Origin of the sequence: Bifidobacterium sp. UTBIF-68 (assembly GCF_006408855.1) — a bacterium.
Classification (GTDB): Bacteria; Actinomycetota; Actinomycetes; order Actinomycetales; family Bifidobacteriaceae; genus Bifidobacterium; species Bifidobacterium reuteri.
In genome coordinates, this window is sequence record NZ_JFAN01000009.1 from 37,212 (window position 1) to 61,020 (window position 23,809).

Below are 23,809 nucleotides of genomic sequence, written 5' to 3' on the forward strand. Positions count from 1 at the left end.
CCGCGAAGCGGGACTGAGGGGTACTGAATCAAAAAACGAATTTACGACGTGGCATACTAGATCAGTATTCGCGGCTTTGTGGCGGGTAATCGGTGATGGTCACCGGTTTGAATGCCACTGCGCCATTTCGGGCGACCATGGAGTGCGCGAGGAAGCGCTCGTCATCGCGCTGCGGAAAATCAAGGCGCCGCATTGAGCCGCGGGACTCTTCACGCGCGTCGGAGGCCTTCAGCACCGATTCGGCAAGCTCAATGAGGTGACGGACTTCCCAGATGGCGGTGATTTCCTGATTGAAAGCAGCCGTCTTGTCATGTGCGTGCAGCGTCTCGGCGGCAGGCTTGATCGCCGTATCAAGCTGATACAGCGCAGTGTGAATGGTATCGGCGCTGCAGCGTACCGCCAGAGCCTGTTCCATGATCGAACCGAGCTTTGCCATGAGCTGGTATGCGTTGCCGTCGGACACGGGGGATGCTTCGGCGTCCGCAGAAGACTCGAGGTCGCTCTGGAGCAATGAGGCGATATCATCCTGACGCATGGATGCCGTCCGGTCGACTGCCGCGGCCAATGGCTCATCGCCGGCATCGTCGTTCATGGGCGAGGCCACCGGCGCCGCTGCGATGCGTGCGGCCAGCGTGCGGCCGGCACGAGTGCCGAACAGGCATGCGTCAAGCAGGGAATTGCCGCCCAGACGGTTTGCGCCATGTACGGAAACGCATGAGCATTCACCTGCCGCGAACAGGCCTTCGACCACATGCGAAGCGCCGTCACGCCAACGATACACCTCACCGTCTGTGGTGATGGGGATGCCTCCCATGGTGTAATGCGCGGTGGGTTTGATCGGCACCGGATCCTTGGCCGGATCGAGATTCGCGTATTGTTCGATGGTCTCCACCACCTGCGGCAGAGCCTGCTTCATGCGTTCCGGGTCGATGCCGGTCATATCCAGCCAGACACAATCCTTCGGGCCATTCGGGTCTTTGGGATCGGCGACACCTCGGCCGGCGTCGATCTCCGCCATGATCGAACGGGATACCACGTCGCGGGCCGCGAGGTCCTTATGCTCGGGCGCATAGCGTTCCATGAACGCCTCACCGTCGGCATTGCGCAGGATACCGCCTTCCGCGCGTGCCGCCTCGGAAAGCAGGATACCGGTATGTGCGAGCCCGGTGGGATGGAACTGCACGAACTCGATGTCCTCAAGCTGCAGGCCTGCGGACAACGCCAATGCCATACCGTCTCCGGTCAGATCCCAGGAATTGGATGTGGTATGGAACAGACGTCCTGCGCCGCCGGTGGCGATCAGCACATTGCGCGCGTGAATGGCGTGCAGCTTGCCGGTATGCGTGTCCAATGCCACGATGCCGGCGGCGCGCTCGCCATCCTCGCTGAGGACCAGATCGGTCACATACCATTCCTCGGCGAATTCGACGCCCTGCGCCACACACTGCTGCCAGAGCGTGTGAAGAATCTGATGGCCGATGCGATCGGCGGCGTAGGCGGCTCGCTTGACCGGCTCGCCGCCGAAATCACGGGTGTGCCCGCCGAAACGACGTTGAGCGATATGCCCGTCTTCGGTCCGGGAGAATGCCACTCCCTGACGTTCGAGGTTGATGACGGTCTCGGGTGCGTATTCCGCCAACAGCTTCGCCGCGTCCTGGTCGACCAGCCAGTCGCCGCCCTTGATGGTGTCGTAGTAGTGCCAATGCCAGTCATCGTTTTCGATATTGCCCAGGCTGGCCGCGATACCGCCTTCAGCCGAACCGGTATGCGAGCGCAGAGGCTGCAGCTTGGAGACCACTAGGATCTTCGGGCTCACGCCCTGCTCGGTAAGCTCGGCGATCGCCGGGGACCGCAGCAATCCCAGCGCCGCCGACAGGCCGGCAGCTCCTGCGCCGACGATAACCGCATCATACATATCTTCCAGACGTTTCGGACTCATGGGTTCGATTCTTGCACACCCGCCGAACAGTGTCCTCTCCTGCCTCATCGAGGCATGCTCCGGGTCAGTCCACGATGGTGCTGAACACCACCTCATCGGCCTGCCTGCGAATGATGCCGCTCAGTTCCATGGCACCCACGAGCTCCAGAACCGTGCCGATATCGGATATCTCGTTCGGCGTCTGCTGCCGTGCCATCTTCAGCAGGGCGTCCGGAGTGGCTATCAGATGGCGTTTATGGCATTCCTTGATCAGTGAGGCCAACACGCGTTGAGGTTCGGGCAGGGCGTTGAGGTGGATGGATTTCGGCCCATCTGCGGATGTCGCCGTCACGGTCCGTAGGTCGGGTGACGCTGCGGATGGCGAGCCCGGTTTGCGGGCATGCCTGGAGGACGGCTCGGCGTGGACCTGTCGCAGGGTCGGTTGCGGTGCGGTCGTTTCAGGGTGCGAGGCATGCTCCGTGCTGGGATGATGGGCTTCATGGCAGATGCTTTCCACGTCGGTTGCCGCACACAGCAGTGCGGCCCGGTTTTCACTGATGATCCTGTTGCAGCCGGCGTTGGCCGGCTGGTTGATGTCCCCCGGAGCCGCATACACTTCGCGCATGAGCTCGTACGCCCAGCCTGCGGTGTTCAAGGCGCCCGAACGCAGACGTGCCTGCGCCACCACCACAGTCGAGGACAACGCGGCGATGATGCGGTTGCGCAGCAGGAACCGACGTGCTTCGGGAATGGTGTTCGGGCACAGTTCGCTGATCAGCGCCCCCGACTGCGTTTCGATGCGTTCGAACAGGGAACGATTCCGTGTGGGGCCCATGTGGTTCAGGCCTCCGGCGAATACCGCCACGGTGCGTCCTACGGTGTGTGACCTTCGCCCATGGAAGGCGTTCAATGCGCCCCAGTGCGCGGCGGCGTCCGTGCCCATGGCTCCTCCCGAAACCACCGTATGCCCCAATGCCGCCGCCTGCTCGGCCAACGTATGCGCCACATAGCGTCCGTATTCCGTGACATCGCGTGAGCCGACGATTCCCACTGGCTTGGGGCAGCTGGTCAGCGCCTGCGGGTCGCCTTTGCCCCATAGACACAATGGCGGTGCCCAATCCGATTTGAGCGCAAGATCTTCGAGCTGCCCCGGCCAGTAGGGGCTGTCGGGGCCGATCAGCCATTGGGTGCCGTCCACGGTGAACCAATCGGCGATGCGCACAGGGTCATCGGACGGCATGTCCTGCATGCGGTTGTGCCAGCCCGCCAATGCGGTATGGAATGTTTTCATCACCGAGGCCTGGGGCTTGCGCCCCCAGCGGACCAGGCCTTGGGTGAAGGCCAGGTCGAGCTTGCCCAGGGCGGCGGCGCATTGGGAGGAAGGGTTCTTCGGATGTGATTCCCTGAGCAGGTGCCAAACGGTTGCAGCGTCTCCTGCGCCTTTGAGTAGGGCGTACATCATCGCGTCGGCGTCATCCAGACAGAAGGTCAGCGCCGCGCGATACATGGCGTCCGCGGAGGGGACATACAGCGAGCTTCCGCTGTTCTGGTCGTTCCTGTCGTCCTGTATACCATGATTGTTCATGACATCCTCGTTCTCAATCCGATGCCCTGGTGGACATCCTGTTCCGTGGGACTGGTGCGCCCGGCCAGATCGGCCAACGTCCATGCCAGCCTCATGGCCCGGTCCGCGCCGCGCAAGGTAAGCTGGTGATTGGCCAAGGCGCGATTCACCAGCTCCACCGCCCTGAGTGACGTGTTGGCGTGAAGCCATTTGCCGGAAGCCTGTGCGTTGCACGACCAGCCGAATGGTTTGAACCGTTCCGCAGCCGCATGTCGCGCCTGCACGACGCGTGCGCGAATCGTGTGGCTAGGTTCGCCGGCGCTTTCGTGCTGCTGGGCAATGCGGGACACAGGCGGGACCGTGATCTGGATGTCCACGCGGTCGAGAATCGGTCCGGAAAGACGCGAGAAATAACGCATACGCTCCTTCTCCTTGCAGGTGCATCGTTCGCCGGTGCCGTAGTAATACCCGCACGGACAGGGGTTGGCCGCCATGATGAGCTGGAAGTCGGCCGGATAATATGTGCTGCCTTTGGACCTGGTCAATGACACATACCCGGATTCCAATGGTTCGCGTAGGGTCTGCAATGCCCGGGACGAGAATTCGGGCGCCTCATCGAGGAACAGGATGCCCCGATGGGCGCGCGTGATGGCGCCCGGTGCGGCGATGCCGCTGCCTCCACCCACCAGCGAGGCGGTCGAAGCGGTATGGTGGGGCGCCTCGAACGGCGGCACGTCAGTGATGCCATAGTGCGGCAATGTGCCGCATAACGAGCGGATCGAAGCCACTTCCAGCTGCGCCTGTTCGTCCAATGGGCTCATGATGCCGGGGATGCGTGACGCGAGCATCGTCTTGCCTGCTCCCGGCGGGCCCGTCATGATGAGGTTATGTCCTCCCGCAGCGGCCACCTGCAGCGCCCATTTTGCATGCTCTTGGCCGAGGACCTCGCTCATGTCTCCTGGCTCGTCTGCGACCACAAGGGCATGGTCGTCGCTCATATCCTCTCCGCCGATGCTGGACTCCGGCAGACGGTAGACGGCATTGCCGCCCATCAGCTCGATGAGTTCGCCGACATGGCGTATGCCGATGACGTCCATGCCTTCGATCATCTGCGCCTCATCAAGATTGCGGTACGGCACGATGACCTTGTTCGACCCGCGTTCCCTGGCGTGCAGCATGATGGGCAGCAAGCCGTGGATCGGCAGCACGGAGCCATCGAGATTAACCTCGCCGAGCACGATTGTGTCCTCTAGGCAGGAGGCTCCGATGGCTCCGGAAGCGCATAGGACGCTGGCCGCGATAGCCAGATCATGCGAGGAACCCCGTTTCGGCACTGCAGCGGGGCTCATGTTCACCGTCACCCTGGTCTGCGGCCAGGAGAATCCGCTGGCCTGACATGCGGATTTCACCCGTTCCCTCGCCTCGGACAACGACGTGTCCGGCAGTCCGATGATGGAGAAATATGGCAGTCCTGGGCTGATGAACGCCTGCACCTGCACGATAAAGGCCTTCAGTCCGATGAGTCCCACGGACAGCGTGCTGCCGATGGCCATGATGGTCTCCTTCTATGTTCTTTGCTCGTGGTCTATTGCCATGCCAATGGGGTCAGAAGGCGTTCACGATATGGCCGACCTTCGGCTGGCCCATATCCATGAGGATGGTGATCACATCAAAACGGACGCCCGCATGCGGTATGCGATTGCGGCGGTCGATGAGCCATGCGGCTGCAGCGCGGCGCAGATTGACCTGTTTGCTCCGAGTCACCGCCTCCTGGGGTGTGCCGTAATAGGCGTTATGGCGTGATTTCACCTCCACGAACACCACCATGCGTTCGGGTGTGATGGCCACGATGTCCAGCTCGCCGTACCGTGTGCGCCAGTTGCGGCTGAGGATATGCCATCCTTTGGCTTCGAGCCATAGGGCGACATACCGTTCTCCCAGCTCGCCGAACTGTCTGGCCGTCAGAAGAGGATTCGCCATGTCCTGGGCGAGACGGTCCGGTTCGTGGTCGGTGTCATGCCGGAAGGACGGCTCATCCGGGGCGGAAACCGGCATGGGGCGACGGAGCCGGGAAGATGCGGAATCGCCGCGGTGCGTGACCAGCGTATCGCTGTGTCCTGTGATCTGCATTGATGCTGAATTGCTCATGAATCCACTGTGCGGGTTGCGATGTGCGCAGCGCAAGGCCGACCGGCGAATGTGGATACTATGACGCGGTTCGGAGTGTTGTGGATAACGTGTGGATGGAATCCGGGTTATCCACAGTTTGTTAGGGCAGTATTCCGATTGTCGTCCGACGGATGACGTGGCGATTCTGTTGCGGCCGCATATTGGTGTTACCGTGAAAGCAGCGTTGCAGGGCTTGCCGCAAAGGAGGGGGAGATGGCCGAAACGGTTCGTCCTATCGTGACCATCGGATTGCTGGACAACGACGAGTTTTCGCTGGCCTTTCTGGAACGCGCCATCAGTGAGCTGATGCCGGAGGCGCGCGTGCTGTGGAAGACCGTCTCCGGACGGGATGCGGTCGCGCGGTGCCTCGATGCGCAACGGAGTCCGAATGTGCTGCTCACCGACATGTCGATGGACGAGCTGTCCGGCCTGGTGGTGTGCAGGACGATTCGTGTGCAGACCGCGCGTGTGATGATCCTGGCCGTCACCTCGTTCTCCCTGGCGGTGTATGCGTCCAAGGCCGCCGAAGCCGGCGCCCAAGGAATCGTACCCAAATCCGTCGAGGCGCCGATTGTGGACGCTATCCGCGCTGTGGCGGCGGGCGGTACTTGGGGCGAGGGTTTCCAGACCTCGTCGGAGGCCCACCAGCGTCTGTCCGGCCGGCGTCTGCCGCGACAGTTCCTGCTCTCCGACAGGGAGGCCGAGGCCATGAATCTGTGTTCGCGGGGGCTGGGAACCGAACAGATCGCCGGGGAGATGCAGGTGAGCGTCTCCACGGCCAAGACCTATCTCACCCGTGCCATCCACAAGCTGGGCGTCAATTCACGGGGACAGGCGGTAGCCCTGTGGACAGGCGCGGCGGAGGACGAACGATGAACGCCGTCGCGGAGCACGCGGTGCGCGAGAGCCGTAGTGAGAACCATAGCGGGAGTCGTGGCGGAGACCATGCTGAAGAGCCCGACGGGAGCCGTGGAGGGGAGGAGGACCGTGCCGCGCGCCGCGTCGGAAACTGCGCCGGGAACCGCGCCATGAGGAGTGCCGCATTCGTGTCGCGATGGTTCCGCACACATTGGTTCCGCGTAGCCATGGCCCTGTTCATTCTTGCAGCCACGCTTATCGAATGGGCTGCGATTCCGCCGGTCTACCCGCTGAACTTCCTGTTCTCCGGTATATCCGTGGTGGGCATCGTCCTTTCACCGTTCATGCCGCGCACGTCCGGATGGATGATCATCGCCACGGTGCTCGGCCGTCTGTTCGTGCTTGATCTTTCCGGGCCTAACCCGCTGTGGCTGCGTATCTGGCGCTCGCGATCATCGGATATGACAGCGCCATTCCCGTGGCAATTGGCGCGCTAGTCACCGTTTCGCTCGCCGAATGCGTGCCGGTGGCTCTTAACACGTTTAACGCCATATCCGCCACATGGGTGGGCATGGTCAACTACATCGGCATGTTCACCCTCGCCACCATGGCCGGCATGTCCTTCCGGTGGCGCAAGCAGCGCGACGAGATGCGCGAACATGCGATGGCGTTGGAGCGCAGGCAATGGCAGGCCGACACCTTGAGACGCAACACACGACTGGCCTCGCGCATCCACGATTCGGCCAGCGGGGGACTCTCGTACATCGCTCTGACCGCGCAGCGACAGCTGCGGAGGACGCCCGACGACCCCGCCCACGCCACTGAGCGGCGGGACTGGGAATTCGTCAACACGCAGGCGCTTGATGTGCTCGATGAGATTCATCACGTCATCGACCTGTTGGAGGAGGTTGCACCCGGGCAATTGGCGAATCCGACCGGTTCGGCGGACCACGCCGGGTCGGTGCGGCCGGACCGTACCGTGGGCGCAGCGACAATTGTGCAGGCCGTCGGTGCGGGCAGGGAGCGTCTGTCCCGCCTTGGATTCCATGGCACCTTCGAGATACGCGGCGAGCTGCCGGACGATGCCGCCGACGAATCGGTCCGGGAGGCGGCCAACCTCATCGGCGAGCTCACGGCGAACATCGGCCGTCATCTCGATCCTGCCACAGGCGGCTACTACTGCGTGGTGACGTTGGGGCACGACATCATCGAAATCATGGAGACCAACCCGTTGCGGCAGCCGCGCGACGCCGAACATGATGACGGCGAGGCGAGGGGGCGTGGCGAGAACCGCGCAAGCTTCGTCGGCGTGGACTCCGACACCGCCGACGAACCCGATGATCGCCGGGAGATGGCCGTTTCCGATGGCAACGTTGATTTCAGCGCCGGCATCCCCTCGCACGGCAGCGGGCTCATGATGCACCGCCGCATTATCGCGGGGCTCGGCGGTGTGCTCAACGACAGCGCCGAGGACGGTGATTGGGTGCTGTACGCGCGCATCCCTACGCGGCCGGCCGGGGATTCATTTGGCAGATCGGATTCGGGGACGGCCTCGGAACGGAACGGCGCCTTACACCCCGATGGGCGTGCCCTCGCGCGGTCGGAGCGTGATTCCGGGAGCCCATCATGAACGCCGACGTGCGGCGGCGGGTCGTCGCGATTGCCTCCACCGCGCTGCTGGTGATCGTTGCGATCGGCGCCATCATCTGGGCCATGCTGCTGCCTGAGCCATGGCGTGACGTGCCATACAACGCGACGAACGGCACGGACGCGCAGTTGTCGTCCGGAAGCGAGCACCCGGAATTCACCGGGCCGGACAAATACGACCTGCTCAACGCATGGAACAACCTGCATACCGGGCTCGGCCGCGAAGTGCTCGAGGATGGTGTGGTGACAGACGACGAACTTGCGGAGGTGCGCACGGCGTATAACGAATGCCTGTCCGTGTATGGGCTTCAGGCGCAGCCGGTCGACGGCGGCGGAGGCGAGGTGATCGTTACGGTTCGGGGTTCGATCGGCAGTCAGGAGAAGAACGAGATCATTCGTCAGTGCGGCGTCGAATCCGATTATGTGACGCTGCGCGACGTGGCGTCCAAGGACGGCGGCCATCCCTCGCTCAGCGTCGAGATGCCTGGCTTGTGAGACCGGTTGCGGTGTGACGCCGGCCGTACCGCGAAATCGCGTCATCCATGGGATTACACATGGGCGTGACGTTCCGCGAACGATTGCATAGCATGGCGGCAACGGCGTGATGATGCCGTTCCGACGGCGAAGGAGCTGACATGCATGATTCGTGTTCATTCGGGATTCCTGGCGCGTCCGGCACTCCCGGAGCTTCCGGTGCGGGGCGTGCATGGCTGACGGCGGCGTGCGTGGCCGCCGTAATGCTATGCGCGCTGACTGCCTGCGCCGGTCCGTTGTCCGGCGGCCCGGACTCCGAAGGAACCGAAGGAACTATGGAGACGGCTGGCGGATATGACCTCAACGCGCACTATGCCGCTGAGCTGGGGCAAGCCCGCCGGACGTTGCAGGATGATGGCGCCGACTTCGCGGTGGGGATTCTCGAAGACGGCGTGATCACGCAATCCGAGCTTGCCGAGCTCAACGATCACGTGCTCCAATGTCTGGGCGATCTGGGTCACGACACGGATTCGATCACGATGGGGGAGCTGGGGGAGATAAGCTCGCGGCCGCCCAGCGGGGCATCCCAGGCGGAGTCGGCGGCGTGGGGTGGCACGTTCAATCAGGATGTGAAGACCTGCTCGACGCGCGACGGGGCACAGACCATATGGCAGCTGGCCAGCGCCGCCGAGATCAATCCGGACAACGACGGCAAGGATGCGCGGCAGATTATCATCGATTGTTATGTGCGGCAGGGGTTGGTGAGCGAATCGTATTCGATTGATGACTACGATCGTGACAGCCGTGCGGGCGCCGGGCCGTTCGATGCAGGCAAGCGCGCCGATGCAGACTTCCGACAGAAGGTCGAGGCATGCGGGTGACTGAATGGTGGCCTGGGCATGCCGGGCCGCTGGCCGCATGTATAAGCCGCATGGCGTAGGGAACTACCCACCATGTATTGGTTAGTCTCGTAATTGGTCGAGTGGTCCTGGCCCCCTCTGACGAGGGGGCTGTCGGCGAAGCTGACTGGGGGAGAGAACAAGCTGAATTCCTCAATTATTTACGAGACAGACCAGTAGGGGCGGGGAATGGCGGAATTCCTGGGAAACCGAAAATCCACTCCCACACGGTGGGACGGATGTTACCTTACTGCCGCGGATCCATGTTGCATTGGGTGAGTATGTCGGTGCTGCGCTCGCTGTAGTACCTGCCGCCCGGCTCGACGAATTGGCGTTGGAACTCCCAATTCTCGTCGCCGCTCGCATTGACTTCGGGAATGTCCTTGGCGGTGAACTCATCGCCGACCACGCCCTTGCGTTTGAGACAGTCGGCCAGATCCTGACGAGCCTCTTCGTCGCTGCGATTGCGCAGATCGCCGTTCGGATCGCCGGCGACAGCGTTGTACAGCGCCGTGATCCACCGGGAGCCCGATGATGCATCGCAGGTACCATCCGCCTCACCGTATCGCGCATTCTCGGCGTCGGTCAGTTCGCCCGACATCTGGCTGCTGCCGTCCGGATTGACGTAATCGAGCGCGAACCCGGCGTCCTTCATGCACGACGCATACCGGTTGACCGCCTCGGTGGCCTCGGCCTCGGTAATCCGCCCATCTCGCAGCACGTCCTGCGCGAATGTGTTGCCCTGTTGACTCGCGTCATCGTAATTTCGTTGGAAATCCTCGGCCCACGGGCCGGAGAACGTGGGCTCGGCGGCTTGAGGAGTGGTATCGGTACCCGGCACGCCTCCGCAGCCGGACAGCGTCAACATCAACGTGAAAGACATGATGGACATGCGAATTGCGTAGGTTGTGCTGCGTTTCATCAGTTCCGTCCTTTGGTCTTGGCCTTGGGTCTTTGGTCTTTGATCTTTGGTTTTTGCGCGGCGGGTGAATGTCACGGATGCCGTTCAGCCGTTCGCACAGTGTCTTTGTGACTTCGTTGTCCGTAAAACCAAGGTATGACAGATGGGGCCGTCGTGCGAGAACTCGCGTAAGCCAGCGGATGACAGACATCGGATGATTTCGGAATGGCCAGATGCCGATGGCTACTCTGGCTCCTTCTGACGGTGTCCGACGATGAAAGCGGCGGTAAGTACGCGTCTCGACGAAGGTCTCGCGTACTTACCGCCTGTTTTGGGAGCATAAGGGACCGTATGTACGCGTCTGTCTCGTGATGGTGCGTACATACAGCCCCTTGTCAACAACTTCCACGGCAACAGACACACGGCAACAGACACACGACAAAAAGCACGCGGCAAAAGACGCTGGCGGACCAACCAAAACGGTCTGAATGGCCGATCCTTGTAACCTCGCCGCTTGTAACCTCACCGACTACACGGCGATTGCGATCCACGCGGGAAGCGTGCCTAAGCTGAATCATGACAAGGAAGTCCACGATGATTGGTGGGGATGACGATGAACACGAACGGATATGGCGGCGTCGCGCAGCGGATGATCGCGGCGGGCGTGCTGGTGCCGTTGTGCTTGGCGATGGCGGCCTGTTCCGGTCCGGGGCAGGGTGGCGGCGCGGCGAACACCGAAGGCAAGACACCGTCGAACGCTGCGGCGACCGTCTGCAAAGCGCCCGATTTCCAAGGCCCGTACGCGGCCGAATTCAAGCTCAATTGGGAGCAATCCAAGACCGAACTGGGAAAACGCATCCTCGAGGACTGCCGGGTCACCGACGCGGAGCTTACGGAGGTTTTCGACGCGCAGAACAAGTGCCTTGCGCCGTACGGTCTGGTCTCCACCAAGGGACAGCTTTCCCAGGTGCGGGCAAGCAGTCTGAGCGAGGATGAGATGAACCAGAAGAACGCCGAATGCGCCGTCGAGACCGACCTGTGGAACGTCGAGTCCATGTATGACGCGCTGCAAAGCAATCCGAACAACGTTGACGCCGGTGCCAGGCAGCGTGCGATATACCAGTGCCTCAAACAGCGCGACCTGCTGCCCAAGCCCATCACCGAGCAGGAGTTCCTCGATCTGGAGGTCACCGGCGCGGAGGGTCTGAGCGAGGAGCAGATCGTCGAAAAGACCCGGAAGTGGAACGAGTTCTACCGCGTCTACATGGAACGCAACGATGACGGCAGCCCGAACCCGGACTACGACGCCGGCAAGGCGAAGCAATTCTGGGAATGCCAGACCGACGCGCTGAGCCAGCAGTAGGCGCAACACGCAACACACATACGAATCCATTAGGCAAGGAGGCCATCATGCAGGGAAATACGGCAACGACGATTCGTCAACGGCTGCGCCACGCGATCGTGCTGATAGGTGCGGTGACGTTGGCGTGTACGATGCTCGCAGGCTGTGGACAGGTCGCGGACGCCAACGGACCGTCCAAGGCCGCCGGCATGACCGGCGCCGGCGGCGAGCCGACCTTCTCCGGGCCGTACGCCGCGGAATTCAAGAAGGAATACGACCAGGCGCCCACCGATCTGGCCAAGAACATCCTCAAGGACGGCAAGATCACCGAAGCCGAGGTGCAGGAGATCTACGACGACTACAACAAGTGCCTCGAACCCTATGGACTGCAGGCCACTTGGACGTTGGACCGGGGCGAGGCGGTCGGCCAGTATCGCGGATCGATGTCCGACGACGAGCAGTTCAAGGTCATGGACGAGTGCCATGCCAAGACCGGCTCGGGTGATATCTCCAGCCTGTACGCGGCCATGAATACGAACCCGGACAACGTCGATCAGGAGGCCATGGCACGCAAGACATACCAATGCTATGCCAAGCACGATCTGCTGCCGAGCCCCATCAGCGAAGACGAGTACATGAGCACGATGAACACCGCGAACGTGACCGACAACAGCCAGTTCGAGGCCAATCTCCGACGTTGGCATGAGTTCTTCAGCGAGTACATGAGCACCACTTTCGATGGCCAGCCCAACCCGGACTACAAATACGATGCGAATTCGCCACAGGGCCAGCAGTTCTGGGCGTGCGGACAGGACCCGCTGCATCAGTAGCGGTCGGAACATGTCGTCTTTCGGATGACAACGGTATTGGGAAGCGACAGGAACCGGGAATACGCTGAAATCAACCAAGGAATGCACCAGCGCCTGTTCTTCCTGATTCTCCGGGTGCCAAACGGCGTAAGACGGCGCAAGTCATGGGACGCAAAGCGTGGGGCACAAGGCAAGGAGGCCGACATGAAGCGGAAAGGCGCAGCGAGGGATCGCAAGGAACTGCGGGCCGCGCGCAATGGGGTGGCGGCCTCCATCGTGGTACTGCTCGCCTTGGTGATATTCGCGGTGGGTCTTGGCGGCGGGTTCCTCCTCACCCGCTCCAAGATCCCGCCGTCCCTGGTCTCCAGCACCGAGGCCACGACGGTGAAGGTGGCCTCCGCCCAGTTCGACGACGCGCGTTCCGTGACGCTGGCCGTCTCCCTCGGCGAATCGTCCACCGTCACCTCGCCGGTATCGGGCACCATCACCGGCACCTCCGCCGGTACAGGTACTGTCATCGGCTCCGGCAGCACGGTGTTCGACGTGGACGCCAGGCCAGTTCTCGCCCTGCACACCGACGTGCCGTTGTACCGCACGCTGACCAGCGGCACCCGCGGGTCCGACGCGGCCGGTCTCAATGCCGTACTGCGTCGCCTCGGCTATGCCGCACCCGACTCCGATGTGATGACGTGGGACACCATCGTCGCCTACAATGCGCTCGCCGACAGCAAGGGAGCCGCCCGCATCACCGCCGACTCGGGCTGGTCGATCGGGCCGGAATCGTTCGTCTGGCTGCCCTCCGACTCAGTGACGGTCAAGCAATCCTCAATCGCCGTGGGGCGGCAGATCACGGCGGGCGCTGACCTGTTCACCACTGCCGCGATCCCGCTCAAGGCGACGCTGCCGACGTCCGCCACCGATCTGGTGGTCGGCGACCGCACACTCGTCATCGGCGAGCAGACGTTCGCCGTGCCGGCCGGAACCGTCGAACTCACCGATCCCGCGATGCTCGCGGCGATCGGCGGATCCGTGGCCTTCCGTCTGGCGTCGATGAGCGGGGATTCCGGCGGCGCGCCGACCGGTGGCGTCGGGGGAACGGGTGCCGTTGGCGGGGCATCCGGGACGAGCGGTGGCGCACTCAGCGTGTCCTACGATTGGAGACTCGCTCAGCCGCTGACCGCGCTCACCGTGCCACCCTCCGCGGTCTACGACGCCTCGGGCGGACTCGGATGCGTGAGTGTGGACGCCAAGCCGGTGAAAGTGTCCATCATCGCCTCACAGCTCGGCAAGACCATGGTCAGCGTCGGCGATGGGCAGCAGTTCGATCACGTGGATGTGACCCCGCGCACCGCCCAACACTGCGATGCCGAAGCCGGTTCCGCCTCAGGCCAGGACGGGCAGTGAGATGATTTGGAGGAGGCGGAGGAACCCTTTGGCGAAGGGTACGTTGCGTGGAACTGATTCCGGAGAGCCGGATCGCAGCACGTCTGTGCAGTCGGATTCGAAGGCTGATTCGAGGCTGGATTCGCGGCCTGATACCCAATCGGCTGCGGCATCCTCCTGCTCATCGGTGATGCCGGAGGTTTCCCCGGCATCGGTCTCCTCGGCATCGGTCTCCTCACTGGAGGAGCAAGGTGAAGGCCGTCGTGTGATCCTCACCGATATCGGCCACAGTTTCGACCGTACCGGCGAGGACATGCTGTTCCGTCACCTGACCATGACGCTACTTCCCAAACACGTCTATGCGCTCACCGGGCCGTCCGGATCGGGCAAATCCACGTTGCTGTCCATCATCGCCGGATGGGTGGAGCCGGTGACGGGCATGGTGGAGCGCGTCGATTGTGGACGTGTGTGCTGGGTGCTGCAGAACCCCCACGGCGTGGCCCGCCGCACCGCGCTCGATCATGTGGCCCTGCCGTTCATCGCGCGCGGCGAGCGCCGGAGGGATGCCGAAACCCATGCCATGGCCCTGTTGGAGGCTTTTGGCTTGGATGAACTGGCCGCGAAGCCTTTTCGTGACCTGTCGGGCGGTGAAGCGCAACGGTTGATGCTCGCGCGCGGCGTGGCTTCACACGCCGGGCTGCTGCTCGTGGACGAGCCGACCGCGCAACTTGACCTCAATACGGCGGCCACGGTCAACGAGCACCTGCACAACCTGTCGATGAGCGGGGCGATTGTCGTCGTGGCCACGCATGACCCGCGCACGCGGGACGCCTGCACCGACCTCATCGACCTGCGCGACTGGCAAAGCGAGGAGGTGCATCATGACGCAGCTGCAGCGTGAAGCCAAGATCGCGCGCATGCGACTTGTCGGCATGCTGGGGGAGGCGTGGCGCGACCTGATCAGCGGCACCAGTCATGCATGTGCGCTGGCGGTGGGACTTGCATGCCTGATTCTCCTGCTGGTCGGTGCTGATTGGCTGACTATCGCCTCCATTCAGCGACAGACCGATGAATACGTGGCAGCCGGCGGCTCGACATGGGTAATGGAATACAACAATCACATCGATGGCGCCGCCTGCGACCGGCTTGCCTCATTGGATGGTGTCGAAGCGGCTGGCGCTGTACGACAGACCGACCAGAAGCTGGTGTTCGCGGCCCTGCCATCCACAGGAGTGCCCTTGATGGAGATCACGCCGGGGGCGCGTAGGGTGTTCGCTTTGAGCACTACAGGCACGAGCGCCGACGACCTGTCCGGTGGAGGGGAGCAGGTCTCGGTTTCGAAGGACGCCGATACCGAGACCGCATCGGAAGACGGTGAGGAAGGCGTGATGCTCTCGGCCGAAGCGGCCAAGCCGTTCGCCGCCGCGGCGGGCAGTGTCCTGGCATTGCGGGACGGGCGCAACGTACAGGTGTCCGGGGTGTTCGAGTGGCCGGACGACGGTCGCAAGTCAGGATTCTCGTATGTTGCGTTGGCTCCGGTGCCCGCCAACTCGTCGGAATCATTCAGCCAGTGTTGGGTGCGCACCTGGCCCGAGACCAAGGACATCGAATCGTTGCTGCGCATGACGGGCATCGGTTCCGGCATGGATGCCACGCAGGAACGTCCTCAGATCGCCAAGCTCAACATGAGCAAAGGCAGCGCACTGGACAGTGCGTCCCTGTTCCGCGTGAGACTGACCGCCTACACGCCGTGGATCGCTTTGGTGGCCGCGATGGCATTGGGATTCATCGCTACATGGACGCGCAGACTCGAGATGGCTTCCGCGTTGCATTGCGGGGTTCCGAAAACCGCGCTGTTGATGCAGATCGTGTTGGAGACGATCGTATGGGCGACCGCTGCAGTGCTGTTGACCAGTCCATTGTGGGCATGGGTATGGTTGCAGAACGGGGATGCGGAGGCCGCGGCGCTCGCCGACACGATGCTTCGGGTTCCGGTCGCTGCAGTGGTGGGCGTGCTGTCGGGCGCGGGGGTCGCGGTGATGCTCACCCGGGAAAGCCACTTGCTCAGGTACTTCAAGAACCGGTAGGCCGCGTCTCGGTGCAGGCCTTAGCGCACCAGATCGGTGAGCTCGCCGAGGTTGAGCTCGAAACTGACCCCACGGTCCTCGAAGTGCGGCTGGTCACGGGTGCTTGCCATCGCATGGCGCACGAATTCGCCGGCGATCCGCGCGGATTCCGCCAGACCGCGGCCCGCCATCACCGCCCCGCACAGTGCGGATGCGAAGACGTCGCCGGTGCCGTGGATCATGTACGGCAGTTTGAGGTGCTTCAGCTCGATCTTGCCTGCAGCGCCGTCCGATGCCGAAGCCACATAATTGACGATACGGTCATCGCCATGGTCGATGCCCTTGAGCACCACGTTCTTGGCACCCAACTCAAGCAGCGCATCCAGCAAACCATTCACCTGATCGTCGTTCAGATCCTGGCCTTGGTAGTCGCGATGGGTGAGGATGCATGCTTCGGTGAGATTCGGCATCAGGACATCGGCGCCGGTCGCCAACGCCCCCATCGCCTCGCATAGTTCGGGCGTATACGTGGTGTACGTCCGTCCGCCGTCTCCCATCACCGGGTCGACCAGCCGCAGGGCGGCAGGGTAGTCGCTGTACAGCCTCTGGATGATCGCCACCTGCTCCGGTGAGCCAAGGAACCCCGAATACACGGCGTCGAGCTCCACATCCTCGGCCTGCCAGGCGTCGAGATATCCGGAAAGGATATCCGTGGTGTCGTGGAACGTGAACACCTGATACTTGGTGTGCGCGGAGAACAGGGCGGTGGGGACCGGGCACACGTCGCATCCGGCCGCGGAGAGGATCGGTATCGCCGCGGTCAGCGAGCATTTGCCATAGCCGCACATATCGTGTACGGCGGCAACGCGCGGGATGTACTTCGGGTCACGTTCATACAAGGTCACGTCGGTCATGGTCCAGGTCTTCCGATGATGTTGCTGCATGCGATCTCGTCCGCATTACAGCCCAGACGAAAAGTCTGATGAAGAACCGCGGACAACAGTGACGAGCGTAGTCCACGGTGATGCCGCTTCGGCGTGTCGCGGGATTGCCGGAGGGTATTTCGGCGGTGTGAAGGGTGGGTGAACGCCAAGGATTCCAACGGCTGATAAGGGTCTATAGGCAACCCCGATAACGTCTGGCTTGCGCCGCGCTATCCGCCGCGCGTACCTTCATAACCAACACCTCGCCAACCGCCGAATACGGCAGGCGGGTGGCAAGGAAAAGAACCTCGCGACCGACGACAAGGAGCACATCATGGCCGAGAACAAGAAGTACCGTTTTGAAACCCTGCAGCTGCACGTGGGCCAGGAGCAGGCCGATCCGGCCACCGACTCCCGCGCAGTGCCGATCTACGCCACCACCAGCTACGTCTTCCACAACTTCGACCACGCCGAGGCCCGCTTCGGCCTTGCAGACCCGGGCAACATCTACGGCCGTCTGACCAACTCCACCCAGGGCGTCTTCGAGGACCGCATCGCCGCCCTTGAAGGTGGCACCGCCGGCATCGCCGTCGCCTCCGGCGCGGCCGCCGTCGAGTACGCCGTGCGTAACATCACCCAGTCCGGCGACCACATCGTCTCCTCCAAGAACATCTACGGCGGCACCTTCAACCTGCTCAAGCACACCCTGCCGCGCGACGGCATCACCACCACCTTCGTCGATCCTGAGGTCCCGCAGAACTTCGAGGACGCCATCCAGGAGAACACCAAGCTCGTCTACTTCGAGACCTTCGGCAACCCGAACGCCGACCTGCCGGACTTCGAGGCCATCTCCGCAATCGCCCACAAGCATCATCTGCCGGTGATCGTGGACAACACCTTCGCCACCCCGTACCTGTTCCGTCCGCTCGAGCACGGCGCCGATGTCGTGGTCGAATCCGCCACCAAGTTCATCGGCGGCCACGGCACCACGCTGGGCGGTGTCGTCGTCGAAGGCGGCAACTTCAACTGGGCTGAGGTTCCGGGCAAGTTCCCGACCCTCACCGAGCCGGATCCGTCCTACCACGGCCTCAACTTCTACGAGGCTCTGGGCGGCACCGCCTTCGTGACCCGCATCCGCGCCATCCTGCTGCGCGACACCGGCGCCACCCTGTCCCCGTTCGCCGCCTTCCTGCTGCTGCAGGGCACCGAGACCCTGTCCCTGCGCGTCGAGCGCCACGTCGAGAACGCGTTGAAGGTCGTCGAATACCTGCAGACCGTGCCGGAAGTCGAGTCCGTCTCCCACCCGTCCATCGAAGGTCGCCGCGACCACGAGCTGTACAAGAAGTACTTCCCGAACGGCGCCGGCTCCATCTTCACCTTCGACATCAAGGGTGGTAAGGACGCGGCCCGTGTCTTCATTGACAACCTGCACCTGTTCTCCCTGCTGGCCAACGTCGCTGACGTGAAGTCCCTCATCATCCACCCGGCCTCCACCACGCACTCCCAGGAGACTCTGGAGGAGCTCGAGGACCAGGGCATCCACCAGGGCACCATCCGCCTGTCCATCGGCACCGAGAACATCGAGGACATCCTCGACGACCTCAAGGGTGGCTTCGAAGCCGTTCGTGCCTCCGGTCTTGCCAAGTGAGTAGGAGGTAGAGGCGATAAGGAAGCCATCAATTCCGATTGAAGGGCATGATGCTTATGGGGTGCATCATGGATGAGCGGAATTGAAATGGGGGAGTGAAAGCCCGCGCTGAGTCATGCAGCGCGGGCTTTCCGTTTGCCGTGTGACGATGAATCCGGCGGACGGTCACTCCGACGACTGTTGTGGCCGTCAATGACAGGCAAACTACCGGCAATGGGAGCAGTAACGACCGGCTGCCAGAACCCGCCGGAAAAAGACAGGCATAGTCCTCAAGGATGAGGATGGCGACCATGGAATTCAGTCCTGCGCACGATGTGAGGCGCATTCTCCTCTTCATACAGTGGGAATCATCATCCGGATATCACAGTTCCGGTCACAAGAAGAGGAGAGACGATCATGACTGTCGGCAATTCGCCTGTACATTCGCAATCCATGCAGCTTCCGTCCAGAGGCATAGCCATTCAAGCCGTAGACCTCGTCAAGGATTACGGCTCCGGAGCAAATGCGGTGCATGCGTTGCGCGATGTGAACGTGAGCTTCGAGCGCGGGCGCTTCACCGCCATCATGGGACCATCCGGTTCCGGCAAGTCCACGTTGATGCACACACTGGCCGGACTGGACTCCGCCACCTCGGGGCGCATTCTGTTCGGAGGCAAGGACCTGACCCGTATGAACGACAAACAGCTCACCCTGCTGCGTCGCAACAAGATCGGGTTCATCTTCCAGAGCTTCAACTTGCTGCCCATGTTCACCGCCGAGCAGAACATCCTCATGCCGTTGACCCTTGCCGGCACCAAAGCCGACCGGGAATGGTTCAACCTGCTGGTGGAGACCCTGGGGCTTAAGCAGCGACTGAGCCACCGTCCCAATGAACTGTCCGGCGGACAGCAGCAGCGCGTGGCCATCGCAAGGGCCCTCATCACCAAGCCCAGCCTCGTCTTCGCCGACGAGCCCACCGGCAACCTCGATTCCGTCTCCAGCGCCGAAGTGCTCGGATTCCTCAAGCAGTCGGTCAATGAGCTCGACCAGACCATCGTCATGGTCACGCACGACGCCGTGGCCGCATCGTACGCCGACCGGGCCATCGTATTCGCCGATGGACGCATCGTGGCCGATGAGCCGCATCCCACCGCCGAAGCCATGAACAACCTGCTCATGGCCGAACGCGAACGGGCTACGCGCGCCGCGCTGGCGTCCGATGCACACGACCGTTTCGTAAGGGCGGATGTATTCGCCGACAGTGACGCCGAACCCTCCGCGAAGCGTCACTCAAGCCACCGCCGTGCCGCTGTGACCGCACGTCACGCCGCTTGAGAGGGGGAGTCACGAATCATGTTCGACATCACCTTGAAACTCATGCGCAAGAACGGCAGGATGCTCATTCCCGCCGGCATCGCCATCCTGATCGGCACCGCGTTCATCGCCGCCACGTTCCTGTTCTCGAACACGATGGGCGACTCGCTCGTCCACCAGCAGACCGCGCTATACGGTGGGGCGAACTATGTGGTGACGACCGACTCCGAAGCATTGAAGAACGCCACTGAAGACGAGCAGAACAAGGCGTACGCCACTACCGTCGCCGACTTCCAGCTTGACCAGTTGCGCACCATCGACGGGGTCGAGGACGTACGAGTCGATGCGACCGTGCCCAGATTGACCGTCGCCAAGGGCGACCGGCACGTCACCGGCATCGCCATCGGCACCGCGAAGAGCCTCTCGCTGCTGCCGGTCACCGTTTCGGACGGCAACCAGCCAATCGACAACGACGAGATCGCCCTGCCGAGGTCCGTCGCCGAGCAGCTCGGCGTGGGCGTGGGTGATACGGTCACGGTGAATTCCCCGGCTGCTCAGGCGGCGATCGAGGGGGATGCCGCTGTTGCTGGCGCCGCCGATGATGCTGACGCCTCTGCCGGCGGGGCCTCGACGGCTGGCGGCGCCAACAGCTCCGCAATGACGGTGCGCGTAACCGGCCTGACCGACGATCCGAACGGCGCGTACTCCTATTACGGCGGCGCGTCCGTCCTGTCGAACAACGTGCTGGCCACCATGTCCGGCGCGGCGGAATTCAACGACGTCGCCGCCAATACGCTCTACCTCGACCTCGCCGGTGCCGGAGAAGGCCGGGAAGGTGATGCCAAGGCGCAGGCCGCCGCCGAACGCGTCGCCAAGCTGATGCCGGAATACTACGTCGTCATGAGCCGCGCGGACATCGACAAGGATGCGTTGCAAAATCTCGACGCGGACGGCGGGCTCAGCATCACCACCGTGTTCCTCCTGAGCTTCGGCATTCTGGCAATGGTCGTGGCCGCGCTGGTGATCGCCAACACGTTCCAGGTGCTGGTGGCGCAACGCCGCCGTACTCTGGCGCTGCTGCGCACAATCGGCGCCCAGAAGGGGCAGCTGTACGCTTCCGTGCTGCTCGAGGCAGGTGTGCTCGGATTGGTCGCCTCACTGCTCGGCGTGGCGCTGGGTATCGGCATCATTGCCGGCCTGTGCGCTTCGGGACTCATGGGCGGCGACGAGTTGAGGGCCAGGCTGATCCTCAGCTGGCAGGCGTTCGTGGTGCCCATCGCGTTTGGCGTGGTGATGACCGTGCTCGCCTCGCTCGGCTCCGCGCGTGCCGCCACCGCCGTGACGCCGCTCGAGGCGCTGCGCCCCATCGAACTGACGGACACACGCCGGGCAGGCGTGGTACGGGCCGTCTTCTCGGGCATCCTTGTGGTTGCCGGCGTGGCACTCGCCGTGTTCGCCGCATGGCAGATGCACGAGTCGCTTGTCGGGCATGACGCGCTTATCGAGCGGTATGCGGTCGTCCTGCTCATGGCCATCGCCGGATGCGCGCTGGTCTTCTTGGGACTGGTGCTGTCCGCCGCGTTTTGGCTGCCGCTGCTCATGCGCGGCGTGGGATCGGTCGTCTCGTTGGCAGGCCCCAGCGCGAGAATCGCCAACGCGAACATCCAGAAGAACCCGCGTCGTGTGGCGGCCACCGGTGCCGCGCTGCTCATCGGCGTCACGCTTGTGTCCACCATCGCCACCGGTGCCGCCAGCGGCAAGCAGACCATGGAAGTGGCCTTGGACCAGCGCTACAGCGTGGACATGATCGCCGCCGGCAACGACATGACCGACAAGCAGGCCACGGACGCCGCCGAGGCCAAGGGCGTGGCCGCCTCCCTCTACGCGCCCACCACCGTGCGGTACGTCACTACGAAGGACGGCAAGGAGCTGTCCGTGATGCTCGTCGGAGTCAAGGACACTGCCGCGCTCGCGAAGGTGATGAAGGCCGATCTGAGCGGTGTCTCGATCGGGTCGGGCGACGTGCTGCTGCCGACGATCAACGCCATGGATGGCAAGAAGGTCGGTTTCGACAGTTCCGTCGTCTTCCGGGAGAATCCGGCCGGCGTCGAGACCGATACCGAGACCGGTGCCGCCGGCCGCAAGCCGATCACCCTCAAGCCCCAGCAGGCCGACTACCGCCGCGTCTCCTCCGACTACGGCGCGGTGGCGTTCGTCAACGCCGAGCATTTCACCGATGGCGACCTCGAAACCGCCGGCCACATGCTGCTCATGCGCGTGGATGCGGACGCTGCCGGCATCACGATGAACGACGTGCTCACCAACGTGCAGCAGGCGTTCTCGGCAGCCCCGGGTGTGAGCGTGTCCGGACCGGTGGCCGAACGTTCGATGTGGGAGACCACGATCGACAGCATGATGGCCCTGCTGGTGGGATTGATTGCCGTGGCTGTGCTTATCGCGCTCGTGGGCGTGGCGAACACGCTGTCACTCTCCGTGATCGAGCGCACCCGCGAATCCGCCACGCTGCGCGCCATCGGCATGACTCGCGGACAGCTGCGGCGCTCACTCGCGGCCGAGGCGCTGCTGCTCTCGCTCGTCTCCGGCGTGGCGGGCGTGGCGCTGGGCACACTGTTCGGCTGGCTCGGCTCCTACATGGTGTTCAGCCTGTACGCCACCGTGGCGTTGCCGTTCGACTGGGCCACCAACGGACTGGTGCTTGGTGTTGCGGCGCTTGCCGCGTTGCTCGCGAGTATCGCGCCGGCCCGTCGCGCGGTCAGTGTGCCGCCGGTGGTCGCATTGGCCGAAGCCTAGTGGCTTGGCCGCAGCGCTGACAGGTGATTTGTACAGCGGTTCATAGCTGCACGATTGGTTCCCTTTTCTGAGAGGGGCCAATACATGCAATTGAGGGGAGTACCCGTAAGGCGGGCGCTCCCCTCAATCAGCTTCGTTGGCAGCCGTTTCCAGGAAAAGTAACGAGTGGGTCCGCTACACCAAACCGTTGTCGTAGGCGAAGACCACGGCCTGGACGCGGTCTCGGGCGTGGATCTTGGACAGGATGTGCGCCACGTGTGTTTTCACCGTGGGCAAGGAGATGAACAGTCTGTCCGCGATCTCCTGATTGCTCAGTCCGTGGGCGACCTCGACGAGCACCTCGCGTTCGCGATCGGTGAGCAGGCCCAGCTCCGGGTCGGTGTAGAACGGCTGATTCGCGGTGCCTCCGGTCTTCGCATAACCGGCGCCGACGACGGCACTGGAAGGTATATCGTCTGACGATTCATGCTGTGCATACCCGTCCTGAACCATCTTCTCGATGAGCCGCTTCGTGGCGGACGGCGCGATAATCGCATTGCCTTGGAATACTGTACGAATCGAATTGAGCAGTGTCTCCGGCTCGGTATCCTTTAGCAGGAACCCCGAAGCGCCGGCGTTGATGGCCGCCATCACATACTCGTCCAAATCGAACGTGGTCAGGATGATCACCCTGATGGGCCGTTTGCCATCGCCTGAGTCGCTTGCCGAAGCGATGCGACGTGTTGCTTCGATGCCGTCCATGCCGGGCATGCGCACATCCATCAGCACCACATCCGGTTGGAGGGATTGCGTCAACTGCACGGCGTCCGTGCCGTCGGACGCCTGCCCGACCACTTCCATATCCGGCTGCGAGCCGATGACCATGGCGAATCCGGCGCGCACCAATTCCTGATCGTCCGCGATGATCACGCGAATGCTTCCGCTCTCATTCATGATTCCCACTGTATCCGGTTCGCGTCATCTTCTGCTGCACATCAACCCTGAATCATCCCTGAAAGCACCGGAGGAAACGTTGCATTCAAGGATGATTCAATGACACAAGGATGACGCAGGGATGATTCATTGTCAGTGGGATTGCAGGGCGGCAATCATGACGGTTTCCCT

The 23,809-nt window shown here is 62.9% G+C and carries 20 protein-coding genes; 13 read left to right on the forward strand and 7 right to left on the reverse strand.

The window, feature by feature from the left end:
- Positions 1-61: 61 nt before the first annotated feature.
- The 4 genes from BW14_RS03005 to BW14_RS03020 form a co-directional block, all read right to left on the reverse strand.
- Positions 62-1,939 (reverse strand): FAD-dependent oxidoreductase, encoded by a 1,878-nt coding sequence (locus BW14_RS03005; protein WP_140489251.1) that lies wholly within the window; start codon positions 1,937-1,939, stop codon positions 62-64.
- Between the two features lie 64 nt (positions 1,940-2,003).
- A complete protein-coding gene (locus tag BW14_RS03010) occupies positions 2,004-3,503 on the reverse strand; it encodes a DNA-processing protein DprA (protein ID WP_375138429.1) in 1,500 nt (499 codons plus the stop codon).
- Positions 3,500-5,035 carry a YifB family Mg chelatase-like AAA ATPase gene (locus BW14_RS03015; RefSeq protein ID WP_140489252.1) on the reverse strand — a complete coding sequence of 512 codons (1,536 nt, stop codon included), beginning with the start codon at positions 5,033-5,035 and terminating at the stop codon, positions 3,500-3,502. Before BW14_RS03015 ends, BW14_RS03010 begins: the two co-directional genes overlap by 4 nt.
- 52 nt (positions 5,036-5,087) lie before the next feature.
- Positions 5,088-5,537, reverse strand: a complete 450-nt coding sequence (locus BW14_RS03020) for a YraN family protein (protein ID WP_223847908.1) — start codon at positions 5,535-5,537, stop codon at positions 5,088-5,090.
- Between the two features lie 327 nt (positions 5,538-5,864).
- Between BW14_RS03020 and BW14_RS03025 the strand changes: the two genes are divergently transcribed.
- The 5 genes from BW14_RS03025 (at position 5,865) to BW14_RS03045 (ending at position 9,511) form a co-directional block, all read left to right on the forward strand.
- On the forward strand, positions 5,865-6,527 hold the full coding sequence (locus BW14_RS03025; protein ID WP_044088415.1) for a response regulator transcription factor: 663 nt from the start codon (positions 5,865-5,867) through the stop codon (positions 6,525-6,527).
- A gap of 170 nt (positions 6,528-6,697) precedes the next feature.
- Entirely contained in the window at positions 6,698-7,006 is a 309-nt protein-coding gene (locus tag BW14_RS11860; protein WP_181162282.1) for a hypothetical protein, read from the forward strand.
- Positions 6,937-8,139, forward strand: coding sequence for a hypothetical protein (locus BW14_RS03035; RefSeq protein WP_181162283.1), 1,203 nt, complete (start codon positions 6,937-6,939; stop codon positions 8,137-8,139). Before BW14_RS11860 ends, BW14_RS03035 begins: the two co-directional genes overlap by 70 nt.
- Positions 8,136-8,651 carry a hypothetical protein gene (locus BW14_RS03040; RefSeq protein ID WP_044088413.1) on the forward strand — a complete coding sequence of 172 codons (516 nt, stop codon included), beginning with the start codon at positions 8,136-8,138 and terminating at the stop codon, positions 8,649-8,651. The genes BW14_RS03035 and BW14_RS03040 overlap by 4 nt, the downstream gene beginning before the upstream one ends.
- Before the next feature lie 140 nt (positions 8,652-8,791).
- Positions 8,792-9,511 (forward strand): hypothetical protein, encoded by a 720-nt coding sequence (locus tag BW14_RS03045; protein WP_140462883.1) that lies wholly within the window; start codon positions 8,792-8,794, stop codon positions 9,509-9,511.
- 265 nt (positions 9,512-9,776) lie between these two features.
- Here BW14_RS03045 and BW14_RS03050 read toward each other — a convergent pair whose 3' ends face one another.
- A complete protein-coding gene (locus BW14_RS03050) occupies positions 9,777-10,451 on the reverse strand; it encodes a hypothetical protein (protein ID WP_044088411.1) in 675 nt (224 codons plus the stop codon).
- 592 nt (positions 10,452-11,043) lie between these two features.
- On the opposite strand from BW14_RS03050, the gene BW14_RS03055 reads away from it, so the two are divergent.
- The 5 genes from BW14_RS03055 (at position 11,044) to BW14_RS03075 (ending at position 16,051) form a co-directional block, all read left to right on the forward strand.
- Positions 11,044-11,793 carry a hypothetical protein gene (locus BW14_RS03055; protein ID WP_140489255.1) on the forward strand — a complete coding sequence of 250 codons (750 nt, stop codon included), beginning with the start codon at positions 11,044-11,046 and terminating at the stop codon, positions 11,791-11,793.
- A gap of 47 nt (positions 11,794-11,840) precedes the next feature.
- Positions 11,841-12,602, forward strand: a complete 762-nt coding sequence (locus BW14_RS03060) for a hypothetical protein (RefSeq protein WP_140489256.1) — start codon at positions 11,841-11,843, stop codon at positions 12,600-12,602.
- Positions 12,603-12,785: 183 nt separating this feature from the next.
- A complete protein-coding gene (locus tag BW14_RS03065) occupies positions 12,786-13,985 on the forward strand; it encodes a hypothetical protein (RefSeq protein ID WP_052382012.1) in 1,200 nt (399 codons plus the stop codon).
- Positions 13,986-14,013: 28 nt separating this feature from the next.
- A complete protein-coding gene (locus tag BW14_RS03070) occupies positions 14,014-14,865 on the forward strand; it encodes an ATP-binding cassette domain-containing protein (RefSeq protein ID WP_258186034.1) in 852 nt (283 codons plus the stop codon).
- On the forward strand, positions 14,846-16,051 hold the full coding sequence (locus tag BW14_RS03075; RefSeq protein ID WP_044088408.1) for a hypothetical protein: 1,206 nt from the start codon (positions 14,846-14,848) through the stop codon (positions 16,049-16,051). The genes BW14_RS03070 and BW14_RS03075 overlap by 20 nt, the downstream gene beginning before the upstream one ends.
- 20 nt (positions 16,052-16,071) lie before the next feature.
- On the opposite strand, the gene BW14_RS03080 is transcribed toward BW14_RS03075, so the two are convergent.
- Positions 16,072-16,944, reverse strand: a complete 873-nt coding sequence (locus tag BW14_RS03080) for a pyridoxamine kinase (protein ID WP_044088486.1) — start codon at positions 16,942-16,944, stop codon at positions 16,072-16,074.
- Positions 16,945-17,287: 343 nt separating this feature from the next.
- On the opposite strand from BW14_RS03080, the gene BW14_RS03085 reads away from it, so the two are divergent.
- The 3 genes from BW14_RS03085 (at position 17,288) to BW14_RS03095 (ending at position 22,705) form a co-directional block, all read left to right on the forward strand.
- Entirely contained in the window at positions 17,288-18,601 is a 1,314-nt protein-coding gene (locus tag BW14_RS03085; RefSeq protein ID WP_140489257.1) for an O-acetylhomoserine aminocarboxypropyltransferase/cysteine synthase family protein, read from the forward strand.
- Positions 18,602-18,997: 396 nt separating this feature from the next.
- Positions 18,998-19,915: an ABC transporter ATP-binding protein gene (locus tag BW14_RS03090; RefSeq protein ID WP_258186035.1), complete on the forward strand. Its 918-nt coding sequence runs from the start codon at positions 18,998-19,000 to the stop codon at positions 19,913-19,915.
- 18 nt (positions 19,916-19,933) lie between these two features.
- Entirely contained in the window at positions 19,934-22,705 is a 2,772-nt protein-coding gene (locus tag BW14_RS03095) for an ABC transporter permease (protein ID WP_140462895.1), read from the forward strand.
- Between the two features lie 174 nt (positions 22,706-22,879).
- Here BW14_RS03095 and BW14_RS03100 read toward each other — a convergent pair whose 3' ends face one another.
- Positions 22,880-23,638 carry a response regulator transcription factor gene (locus BW14_RS03100; protein ID WP_044088404.1) on the reverse strand — a complete coding sequence of 253 codons (759 nt, stop codon included), beginning with the start codon at positions 23,636-23,638 and terminating at the stop codon, positions 22,880-22,882.
- Between the last annotated feature and the right edge of the window lie 171 nt (positions 23,639-23,809).